Consider the following 11,033-nt stretch of genomic DNA (forward strand, 5'->3'; position numbering starts at 1 on the left):
CTGCACAGACTACCAGGCCGGCCCCCCTGGCCCGGCCTGGTAGTCTGTGCAGCGGCCGTTTGTGTACGCGCCTCCGGAGTGCCTTCACCGGCTTCTGGGGACAGCGCCCAGCGGACCCCGCCTCCCGAGTCACGGAAGCTCCCCTGAGAAAGAGACCAGGGGCACTCGGTGGCCAAAAGACACTCAGAAGGAGTACCGCGTGTCGCTCGACGCCGCTACGAAGAAGCAGATCATGGCCGAGTTCGCCACCAAGGAGGGCGACACCGGCTCCCCCGAGGTCCAGGTCGCGCTGCTCACCCGCCGCATCTCGGACCTGACCGAGCACCTCAAGATGCACAAGCACGACCACCACTCCCGCCGTGGTCTGCTGCTCCTGGTCGGTCAGCGCCGCCGCCTGCTGCAGTACCTGGCCAAGAAGGACATCACGCGCTTCCGCGCCCTGGTCGAGCGCCTCGGCATCCGCCGCGGTGCCGCCGGCGCCAAGTAAGACACCGTGAAGGGAGCGGTTCCCACCACCTGGGAGCCGCTCCCTTTGCGTATCTCGTGGGAAGCAGAAGCTTTGTAGTCTGGTTCCACGACGGCATCCGTGCCGAACCGTACGAGTACGAGGAGGAGCGCTCCGCTCGCCGCCGGTCCTCGGTAGTGGCCCCCGGATCAGGGAAATCCGGGTGCTTCGATCGAAGACCGGCCAGCACCGACGCTCCTCCGCCACCGTCCCCGCCACACGGGCCGGGACGCAGACGAGGAGATAACCCTGGTGGAGAACGAGACCCACTACGCCGAGGCCGTCATCGACAACGGCGCCTTCGGCACCCGCACGATCCGCTTCGAGACGGGCCGCCTGGCCCGTCAGGCCGCCGGCTCCGCCGTGGCCTACCTGGACGACGACACCATGGTGCTGTCGGCCACCACCGCTTCGAAGAAGCCCAAGGACCAGCTCGACTTCTTCCCCCTGACGGTCGACGTCGAGGAGCGGATGTACGCCGCCGGGAAGATCCCCGGCTCGTTCTTCCGCCGCGAGGGCCGCCCCTCCGAGGACGCGATCCTCACCTGCCGCCTCATCGACCGCCCGCTGCGCCCGTCCTTCGCCAAGGGCCTGCGCAACGAGATCCAGGTCGTCGAGACGGTCATGGCCCTCAACCCCGACCACCTCTACGACGTGGTCGCCATCAACGCCGCCTCCTGCTCCACGCAGCTCGCGGGCCTGCCCTTCTCCGGCCCCATCGGCGGCACCCGCGTGGCCCTGATCAAGGGCCAGTGGGTGGCGTTCCCGACCCACACCGAGCTCGAGGACGCCGTCTTCGACATGGTCGTGGCCGGCCGCGTCCTGGAGGACGGCGACGTCGCGATCATGATGGTCGAGGCCGAGGCCACCGAGAAGACCATCCAGCTGGTCAAGGACGGCGCCGACGCCCCCACCGAGGAGGTCGTCGCCGCCGGTCTCGAGGCCGCGAAGCCCTTCATCAAGGTGCTCTGCCGCGCCCAGTCGGAGCTCGCCTCCAAGGCCGCCAAGCCGGTCGGCGAGTTCCCGATCTACCTGGACTACCAGGACGACGTCCTGGCCGCCCTGACCAAGGCCGTCCGCGACGAGCTCGCCCAGGCGCTCACCATCGCCGGCAAGCAGGAGCGCGAGACCGAGATCGACCGCGTCAAGGAGCTCGCCGCCGAGAAGCTCCTGCCGGAGTTCGAGGGCCGCGAGAAGGAGATCTCCGCCGCGTACCGCTCGCTGACCAAGTCCCTGGTCCGTGAGCGCGTCATCAAGGAGAAGAAGCGCATCGACGGCCGTGGCGTGACGGACATCCGCACGCTCGCCGCCGAGGTCGAGGCCATCCCGCGCGTGCACGGCTCCGCCCTGTTCGAGCGTGGCGAGACCCAGATCCTGGGCGTCACCACCCTCAACATGCTCCGCATGGAGCAGCAGCTGGACACCCTCTCCCCGGTGACCCGCAAGCGCTACATGCACAACTACAACTTCCCGCCGTACTCCACCGGTGAGACCGGCCGCGTCGGCTCCCCGAAGCGCCGCGAGATCGGCCACGGCGCCCTGGCCGAGCGCGCGCTCGTGCCGGTGCTGCCGACGCGCGAGGAGTTCCCGTACGCCATCCGCCAGGTCTCCGAGGCGCTCGGCTCCAACGGCTCGACCTCCATGGGCTCCGTCTGCGCCTCCACCATGTCGCTGCTGAACGCCGGTGTGCCGCTCAAGGCCCCCGTCGCCGGCATCGCCATGGGCCTGATCTCCCAGGAGATCGACGGTGAGACGCACTACGTCACCCTCACCGACATCCTCGGTGCGGAGGACGCCTTCGGCGACATGGACTTCAAGGTCGCCGGCACCAAGGAGTTCGTGACCGCCCTCCAGCTCGACACCAAGCTGGACGGCATCCCGGCCTCCGTCCTGGCCGCGGCCCTCAAGCAGGCCCGCGACGCCCGTCTCCACATCCTCGACGTGATGATGGAGGCCATCGACACGCCGGACGAGATGTCCCCGCACGCCCCGCGAATCATCACCGTCAAGATCCCGGTGGACAAGATCGGTGAGGTCATCGGCCCCAAGGGCAAGATGATCAACCAGATCCAGGAGGACACCGGCGCCGAGATCACGATCGAGGACGACGGCACCATCTACATCGGTGCCGCCGACGGCCCCTCCGCCGAGGCCGCCCGCGCCACGATCAACGGCATCGCCAACCCGACCATGCCGGAGGTCGGCGAGCGCTACCTGGGTACGGTCGTCAAGACCACCACCTTCGGTGCCTTCGTCTCCCTCATGCCGGGCAAGGACGGCCTGCTGCACATCTCGCAGATCCGCAAGCTCGCCGGCGGCAAGCGCGTGGAGAACGTCGAGGACGTGCTCGGCGTGGGCCAGAAGGTCCAGGTCGAGATCGCCGAGATCGACCAGCGCGGCAAGCTCTCCCTGATCCCCGTGATCGAGGGCGAGGACGGCGACAAGGCCGACGAGACCAAGGACGAGTCCGCCAAGTGACGTCCCGTAGTACACGGAAGACGGCCCGCACCTCCTCGGAGGGGCGGGCCGTCGCCCGTACCCAAACGCTTCTCAAGGGCGAGAACGGCATCGGCACGGTCCGCCGCACCACCCTCCCGGGCGGCCTGCGCATCGTCACCGAGACCCTGCCGTCCGTGCGCTCCGCGACCTTCGGCATCTGGGCCGGCGTCGGCTCCCGCGACGAGACCCCGGCCCTGAACGGTGCCACCCACTACCTGGAGCACCTGCTCTTCAAGGGCACGGCCAAGCGCACCGCGCTCGACATCTCCTCGGCCATCGACGCCGTCGGCGGCGAGATGAACGCGTTCACCGCCAAGGAGTACACGTGCTACTACGCGCGCGTGCTCGACACGGACCTCCCGCTGGCCATCGACGTCGTCTGCGACATGCTCACCGGCTCGCTGATCGACGCGGCGGACGTGGACGCCGAGCGCGGCGTGATCCTCGAAGAGATCGCCATGACGGAGGACGACCCCGGCGACTGCGTGCACGACCTGTTCGCGCACACCATGCTGGGCGACACCCCCCTCGGCCGCCCCGTGCTCGGCACGGTGGACACCATCAACGCCCTCACCCGCGACCAGATCGCCCGCTTCTACAAGAAGCACTACGACCCCACGCGCCTCGTCGTGGCCGCAGCGGGCAACGTCGACCACGCCAAGGTCGTCCGCCAGGTGCGCGCCGCCTTCGACCGGGCCGGCGCCCTGCACCGCACGGACGCCGTGCCGGTCGCCCCGCGTTCCGGCACCCGGGCGATCCGCACGGCGGGCCGCGTGGAGGTGCTCGGCCGCAAGACGGAGCAGGCGCACGTCGTCCTCGGCATGCCGGGCCTGGCGCGCACGGACGACCGCCGCTGGGCGCTCGGCGTGCTCAACACCGCCCTCGGCGGCGGCATGAGCTCCCGGCTCTTCCAGGAGGTCCGGGAGAAGCGCGGGCTGGCCTACTCCGTCTACTCCTACACCTCGGGCTACGCCGACTGCGGCCTCTTCGGCGTCTACGCCGGCTGCCGCCCGGGCCAGGTCCACGACGTGCTGAAGATCTGCCGCGACGAGCTCGGCAAGGTCGCGTCGGAGGGCCTGCCGGACGAGGAGATCAGCCGCGCCGTGGGGCAGCTCGCGGGCTCCACCGTCCTCGGCCTGGAGGACACCGGTGCGCTCATGAACCGCATCGGCAAGAGCGAGCTGTGCTGGGGCGACCAGATGTCGGTCGACGACATGCTGGCCCGCATCTCGGCCGTCACCCCGGACGAGGTCCGCGAGGTGGCCCGCGATGTACTGGGGCAGCGTCCTTCGCTGTCCGTCATCGGCCCGCTGAAGGACAAGCAGGCTGCACGCCTGCACGAGGCCGTTTCTTAATCGCCTGGTCGATTGGTTCGAAGGAAGCAGGGACGATGAGCAAGCTGCGCGTGGCGGTCATCGGCGCGGGGGGCCGGATCGGCTCCGAGGCCGTACGGGCCGTCGAGGCCGCCGACGACATGGAGCTGGTGGCCGCGCTGGGCCGGGGCGACAAGCTGGAGACGCTGACCGAGGCGGGAGCCCAGGTCGCGGTCGAGCTGACCCACCCCGACTCGGTCATGGGGAACCTGGAGTTCTGCGTCCGCAACGGCATCCACGGCGTCGTCGGCACCACCGGCTGGACCGAGGAGCGCCTCGCGCGGCTGGAGTCCTGGCTCGGCGCCTCCCCGTCGACCGGTGTGCTCATCGCCCCGAACTTCTCCATCGGGGCGGTGCTCACCATGACCTTCGCCCGGCAGGCGGCCCGCTTCTTCGAGTCCGCCGAGGTCGTCGAGCTGCACCACCCCAACAAGGCCGACGCCCCCTCCGGCACGGCCACCCGCACCGCGCAGCTCATCGCCGCCGCGCGGCGCGAGGCGGGCTGCCCCCCGCAGCCCGACGCCACCACGACGGCCCTGGAGGGCGCACGGGGCGCCGACGTCGACGGCGTGCCCGTACACGCGGTGCGGCTGCGCGGCCTCCTGGCCCACCAGGAGGTGCTGTTCGGCGACACCGGCGAGACGCTCACCATCCGGCACGACTCGCTGCACCACAGCTGCTTCATGCCGGGCATCCTGCTCGGCGCGCGGCGCGTCGTCGCGACGCCCGGCCTGACGTTCGGCCTGGAACACTTCCTGGACCTGGGCTGAGCACCGTGCGCGCCAAAATCGTCTACTTCGCCCTGGCCGCCGTCCTGGTCGTCTACTTCGTCCTGGTCGGCAGCCGCGGCGTGATGCTCATCCGGCAGGGCACCGCCGTCACCGTCGCCTTCGGTGCGGCGGTGCTCGTCCTGCCGTTCATCGGCGCCTGGTTCCTCTACCAGACGACCAAGTTCGCGCGCGACGCCAACCGCCTCGCGCGGGAGCTGGACGCCGAGGGCGGGCTGCCCGTGGACGAACTGGTACGGACACCGGGCGGCCGCATCGACCGGGACTCGGCGGACGCGGTCTTCGCCAAGCGCAAGGCGGAGACGGAGGACGCCCCCTCCGACTGGCGCGCCTGGTTCCGGCTGGCTGTTGCGTACCACGACGCCCGGGACACGCCCCGCGCCCGCAAGGCCATGCAGCGGGCGATCGCCCTCCACGACGGCAAGCCGGTACGGGCGGACGCGTAGCGCGCGCCCTGCCCGGCACTGCCGGCAAGGGCACGGGGCAGGCGCCGCATGAGGCGGGCGCGAGTGTGCCGCATGAGGCCCGGCCCGGACGTGGCACGGGGGCATGAGGCGCCGCATGAGGCCCCACCGGAGCAGCCGCATGAGGCGGGCGCGAAGCGGGGGCATGAGGCCCAAGAAAGCGGGGGCATGAGGCCCGAGCCGTAGCTGTGCGCCTCATGCCCCCGCCTCACGCCCCGCGCGGTTCCGGTCAGCGGCGGAAGTCCGCCGCCCAGCCCTCCACCGCGTCGCAGGCGATGTCGAACGCCTGGGGCCGACCGAGGAAGTCCGCCCCATGGCTGGTGACGAGCGTGGTCAGCGGCGCACCGCCGGCGCGCTCCACAACGACCGCCTGTCCCTGCACGGTGCGGGGGAGACCCAGCCACCGCACGGGCTGCTGCATGATGCGTACGGCCGTCACCTCCGCCCAGGGCACCGTCTTCACGGACAGCAGCCGCACGTGCCGCAGGCCGCGCTCGCCCACCCACACGCCGACCCGCACGAGGCGGACGGCCGCCACGATCACCAGGACGGCGACGGCGACGGCCACGCCCGCTCCGGGCAGGGACCCGGCCACGGCGATGATCATCGCGGCGAAGAGCACGTACGAGGCGAGCAGCAGCAACAGCGCGGTGACGCCGACGCGCCACGGGCCGGGCCGGTAAGGGCGGCGCCAGCGGGCGGGCTCTTCGCCGTACCCGCCGGCCTCCTCGTCATACCCGGCGGGCGGCACGGCCGCGGCGGGGGCGGGCGCGAGCTCCTCGACGTCGCGTTCGGCGGTCAGAAAGGGCAGGGGCACGACGTTTCCTCACTCATCAGCACGCACGCTCGAATGGCTGTGCCCGGTGAGGCTATAGAAAAGGGCGGGACCCGGGCACACCAGGGTCGGTGCGCCGGATCCCACCCTCGGTGGTCACCTGCCGGTTCAGCGGCCTTCCGAGGCCTCGGAACGCTGCGACTGGTGCGTGTCCTGCGCGCTGGGCTGCAGCGACGGCATCCCGAACAGCAGCGCCCCGACCAGCCCCGCCGTCACCGTCAGACCGACGAGCGCACGGCCGGCTATCTGCGAGCGGCTCGCGCGTTCTCGGGGCGGCGGCGTGACGTTGCTGCGGTAGCGCTCGGCTTCGGCGACGAAGGCGAACGGCACGGGCTCTCGCCGGCGGAACATAGAGGGCTCTCCTAGGAACCTCGAAAAAACGTGGTGTCGTACGTAATGACGATCGAACGGGCCTGCTGGTGCCCGTTTTCGGCGACTTCTGTGAAAAATCTCAACCAGTGGGCAACTTCCCCCGGCCGCGGCGGGGCCGTAGGGGAGCGGCTTGCGGACCGGTTGTCAGTGGTGGCCCGTAGGCTGGTCGCCGCCCGAGCACTGCAACTGGAAGGACCCCGCCGGTGACCGACAGCCCCACCGAGACGCCCAAGGAAGCCGAGCCGACGTTCCGCGGCGACGTGACCGTCGAGCTGGTCAAGCACAGCGCCGCCGACTCCGACGTGCTGTGGGCGGCCCGCGTCTCCACCGCCGGCGAGCAGTCCCTGGAAGAGATCACCAAGGACCCCGAGCGGTCCAAGGGGCTGATCAACTACCTGATGCGCGACCGCCACGGCAGCCCCTTCGAGCACAACTCGATGACGTTCTTCATCAGCGCGCCGATCTTCGTCTTCCGCGAGTTCATGCGCCACCGCGTCGGCTGGTCGTACAACGAGGAGTCCGGCCGCTACCGCGAGCTGCAGCCCGTCTTCTACGTCCCGGACGCCGAGCGCAAGCTCGTCCAGGAGGGCCGCCCCGGCAAGTACGTCTTCGTCGAGGGCACCGAGGCGCAGCACGAGCTCACCACGCGCGTCATGGAGAACACCTACCGCGAGGCCTACGAGGCCTACCAGGAGATGCTGGCCGCCGGCGTCGCCCGCGAGGTCGCGCGCTCGGTCCTGCCGGTCGGTCTGTTCTCGTCCATGTACGCCACGTGCAACGCTCGCTCGCTGATGCACTTCCTCGGCCTGCGCACCCAGCACGAGCAGGCGACCGTGCCCTCCTTCCCGCAGCGCGAGATCGAGATGGTCGGCGAGAAGATGGAGGCGGAGTGGGCGAAGCTCATGCCGCTCACGTACGCCGCGTTCAACAAGAACGGCCGCATCGCCCCCTGACGGGAGGGTGACGGCCCGGGGGCGGGGCCGAGGACGGAAAGCCGTACGGGGCGGTAGCTTAGGTGTCCGTATTGCGGCTTTTCGTGGCTTTAATCTAGTCTGAAAAGACGGACCCGGCACTGCTTGAACCCCCGAGCAGGCAGTGCCGGGATCCCTTTGGCACTCCCCGAGGGGGCACCTCACGGTGAGCAACGAGTAGCGTGGCCCTCATGGCTCCGACCTCCACACCGCAGACGCCCTTCGGGCGGGTCCTGACCGCCATGGTCACGCCCTTCACCGCTGACGGTGCCCTCGACCTCGACGGCGCTCAGCGGCTCGCCACCCACCTCGTGGACGCCGGCAACGACGGCCTCATCGTCAACGGCACCACCGGCGAGTCCCCCACCACCAGCGATGCGGAGAAAGCCCAGCTCGTACGGGCCGTGGTCGAGGCGGTCGGGGACCGCGCCCACGTGATCGCCGGAGCCGGCACCAACCACACGCACCACAGCGTCGAGCTGGCCCGCGCCGCCGAGAAGGCGGGCGCGAACGGCCTCCTCGTCGTCACGCCGTACTACAACAAGCCCCCGCAGGAGGGCCTGGTCCGGCACTTCACGGCCGTCGCCGACGCCACCGGCCTGCCGGTGATGCTCTACGACATCCCCGGCCGCAGCGGCGTCCCCATCGAGACCGAGACGCTCGTCCGGCTGGCGGAGCACCCCCGCATCGTCGCCAACAAGGACGCCAAGGGCGACCTGTGCGCGACGAGCTGGGCCATCGCCCGCTCGGGCCTCGCCTGGTACTCCGGCGACGACATGCTGAACCTGCCGCAGCTCGCGGTCGGCGCCGTCGGCTTCATCTCCGTCGCGGGCCACTTCGTCGCGGGCGACCTGCGCGCCATGGCCGACGCGTTCCTGGCCGGAGACACCGCGAAGGCCACGGCGATCCACCAGAAGCTGCTCCCGGTCTTCACCGGCCTCTTCCGCACCCAGGGCGTCATGACCACCAAGGCCGCCCTGGCCCTGCAGGGACTGCCCGCGGGCCCCGTGCGGCTGCCGCTGGTCGAGCTCACCGAGCAGGAGACCGAGCAGCTCAAGCGCGACCTCACGGCGGGCGGCGTCCAGCTCGGCTGACGGCGCCCCGGCGGACCGGCCCCGGCCGGCCGCCCACGGACTTCACAACTGAATACGCCAGGACTTCACAACTGAACACCGCAAACAACTGCAAGTGCACGAAGGTCACGCGCGCCATATGTCCCGAGGGCATGTGGCGCGCGTGGTGAGGAGAGTCTTTTGAGCCACCCGCATCCTGAACTCGGTCCCCCGCCGAAGCTCCCCGAGGGCGGCCTGCGCGTCACCCCGCTCGGCGGCCTGGGGGAGATCGGCCGCAACATGACGGTCTTCGAATACGGCGGCCGCCTGCTGATCGTCGATTGCGGAGTGCTCTTCCCCGAGGAGGAGCAGCCCGGAATCGACCTGATCCTGCCCGACTTCTCGTCGATCCGTGACCGCCTCGACGACATCGACGGCATCGTGCTCACGCACGGCCACGAGGATCACATCGGCGGCGTTCCCTACCTGCTCCGCGAGAAGCCGGACATCCCGCTGATCGGCTCCAAGCTGACCCTGGCCCTCATCGAGGCCAAGCTGCAGGAGCACCGCATCCGCCCGTACACCCTCGAGGTCGCCGAGGGCGACCGCGAGCGCCTGGGCCCCTTCGACTGCGAGTTCATCGCGGTCAACCACTCCATCCCGGACGCGCTGGCCGTCGCCATCCGCACCCCGGCCGGCATGGCCGTGCACACCGGTGACTTCAAGATGGACCAGCTGCCCCTGGACCGCCGCCTCACCGACCTGCCGGCCTTCGCCCGCCTCGGCGAGGAGGGCATCGACCTGCTGCTCGTGGACTCCACGAACGCCGAGGTCCCCGGCTTCGTGCCGCCCGAGCGCGACATCTCCGGCGTCCTGCGCCAGGTGTTCGCGGGCGCGCAGAAGCGCATCATCGTGGCCAGCTTCGCCAGCCACGTGCACCGCATCCAGCAGATCCTCGACGCCGCCCACGAGTACGGGCGCCGCGTCGCCTTCGTCGGCCGCTCGATGGTCCGCAACATGGGCATCGCCCGCGACCTGGGCTACCTGCGGATCCCCGCGGGCCTCGTCGTGGACGTGAAGACGCTGGACGACCTGCCGGACGACGAGGTCGTGCTCGTGTGCACCGGTTCCCAGGGCGAGCCGATGGCGGCCCTGTCCCGGATGGCCAACCGTGACCACCAGATCCGGATCGTCCAGGGCGACACCGTCATCCTCGCCTCGTCGCTCATCCCGGGCAACGAGAACGCGGTCTACCGCGTGATCAACGGCCTGACCCGCTGGGGCGCGAACGTCGTCCACAAGGGCAACGCCCGCGTCCACGTCTCGGGCCACGCCTCCGCCGGCGAGCTGCTGTACTTCTACAACATCTGCAAGCCCAGGAACCTCATGCCGGTGCACGGCGAGTGGCGCCACCTGCGGGCCAACGCGGAGCTCGGCGCGCTGACGGGCGTTCCCAAGAACCACATCGTGATCGCCGAGGACGGCGTCGTCGTGGACCTGGTGAACGGCTCGGCGAAGATCGTCGGCAAGGTCCAGGCGGGTTACGTGTACGTGGACGGCCTCTCGGTCGGCGACGTCACCGAGACCTCGCTGAAGGACCGCCGCATCCTCGGCGACGAGGGCATCATCTCCGTCTTCGTCGTGGTCGACAGCACGACGGGCAAGGTGGTGAGCGGCCCGCAGATCCAGGCGCGCGGTTCCGGCATCGAGGACGCCGCGTTCTCGGCGGTCGTGCCCAGGATCGAGGAAGCGATCGCCAAGTCCGCCTCCGACGGCGTCGTGGAGCCGCACCAGCTCCAGCAGCTCGTCCGCCGGACGATGGGCAAGTGGGTCTCCGACACCTACCGCCGGCGCCCGATGATCCTCCCTGTGGTCGTCGAGGTCTGACGCCGCGTCAACCGAACGGACGGCCGCCCCGCTGCCGATTTGCATCCGGGCGCGGCCGTCCAGTAGGTTTACGGCTCCACCGCGAGGGGAACGCCCAAACGTTCGTGACGAACACGAGCGTGAAGGATCGTTCCGCGGCGGTGGGAAATTCCGACCGGAGAGATCTGATAAAGTCGGAATCACCGCCGGAAAGCGAAAGCTGAAAGGCGGAACCCCGCTCCAGCAGGGGGCCGGAAAAGTGATTCGGACCGGAAACGGAACGGAAAACGGATCTGGTAAGGTTGGAA

Annotated in this window: 10 protein-coding genes; 8 read left to right on the top strand and 2 right to left on the bottom strand. The window is 70.1% G+C overall.

The genetic code is table 11. The features are described 5' to 3' along the window. The first annotated feature begins 199 nt into the window (after positions 1 to 199). The 5 genes from rpsO to ACSNOH_RS29415 all read left to right on the top strand — a co-directional run bounded on the left by rpsO (position 200) and on the right by ACSNOH_RS29415 (position 5,611). Entirely contained in the window at positions 200 to 487 is a 288-nt protein-coding gene (rpsO, locus tag ACSNOH_RS29395; protein WP_135337368.1) for a 30S ribosomal protein S15, read from the top strand. A gap of 270 nt (positions 488 to 757) precedes the next feature. Continuing rightward, on the top strand, positions 758 to 2,983 hold the full coding sequence (locus ACSNOH_RS29400) for a polyribonucleotide nucleotidyltransferase (RefSeq protein WP_436724482.1): 2,226 nt from the start codon (positions 758 to 760) through the stop codon (positions 2,981 to 2,983). Further along, a complete protein-coding gene (locus ACSNOH_RS29405) occupies positions 2,980 to 4,359 on the top strand; it encodes a M16 family metallopeptidase (RefSeq protein WP_436724483.1) in 1,380 nt (459 codons plus the stop codon). Before ACSNOH_RS29400 ends, ACSNOH_RS29405 begins: the two co-directional genes overlap by 4 nt. A 35-nt stretch (positions 4,360 to 4,394) precedes the next feature. After that, positions 4,395 to 5,147, top strand: coding sequence for a 4-hydroxy-tetrahydrodipicolinate reductase (gene dapB, locus ACSNOH_RS29410; protein WP_436724484.1), 753 nt, complete (start codon positions 4,395 to 4,397; stop codon positions 5,145 to 5,147). 5 nt (positions 5,148 to 5,152) lie between these two features. Further along, entirely contained in the window at positions 5,153 to 5,611 is a 459-nt protein-coding gene (locus ACSNOH_RS29415; RefSeq protein WP_436724485.1) for a hypothetical protein, read from the top strand. A 247-nt stretch (positions 5,612 to 5,858) separates the two neighbouring features. Here the strand turns inward: ACSNOH_RS29415 and ACSNOH_RS29420 are convergent, their stop codons facing one another. Next, complete coding sequence (locus ACSNOH_RS29420) at positions 5,859 to 6,446, bottom strand: hypothetical protein (protein WP_436724486.1); 588 nt, start codon at positions 6,444 to 6,446, stop codon at positions 5,859 to 5,861. 126 nt (positions 6,447 to 6,572) lie between these two features. Further along, the gene (locus tag ACSNOH_RS29425; RefSeq protein WP_436724487.1) at positions 6,573 to 6,815 is read right to left on the bottom strand and encodes a hypothetical protein; all 243 of its coding nucleotides are present in this window, start codon (positions 6,813 to 6,815) and stop codon (positions 6,573 to 6,575) included. Between the two features lie 224 nt (positions 6,816 to 7,039). On the opposite strand from ACSNOH_RS29425, the gene thyX reads away from it, so the two are divergent. The 3 genes from thyX to ACSNOH_RS29440 all read left to right on the top strand — a co-directional run bounded on the left by thyX (position 7,040) and on the right by ACSNOH_RS29440 (position 10,746). Beyond that, entirely contained in the window at positions 7,040 to 7,789 is a 750-nt protein-coding gene (gene thyX, locus ACSNOH_RS29430) for an FAD-dependent thymidylate synthase (RefSeq protein ID WP_436724488.1), read from the top strand. Positions 7,790 to 7,998: 209 nt separating this feature from the next. Next, a complete protein-coding gene (gene dapA / locus ACSNOH_RS29435) occupies positions 7,999 to 8,901 on the top strand; it encodes a 4-hydroxy-tetrahydrodipicolinate synthase (protein WP_436724489.1) in 903 nt (300 codons plus the stop codon). A 159-nt stretch (positions 8,902 to 9,060) separates the two neighbouring features. Continuing rightward, positions 9,061 to 10,746 (top strand): ribonuclease J, encoded by a 1,686-nt coding sequence (locus ACSNOH_RS29440; protein WP_436724490.1) that lies wholly within the window; start codon positions 9,061 to 9,063, stop codon positions 10,744 to 10,746. Positions 10,747 to 11,033 lie beyond the last annotated feature (287 nt).

The organism is Streptomyces sp. URMC 127, assembly GCF_051386535.1.
GTDB lineage: Bacteria > Actinomycetota > Actinomycetes > Streptomycetales > Streptomycetaceae > Streptomyces.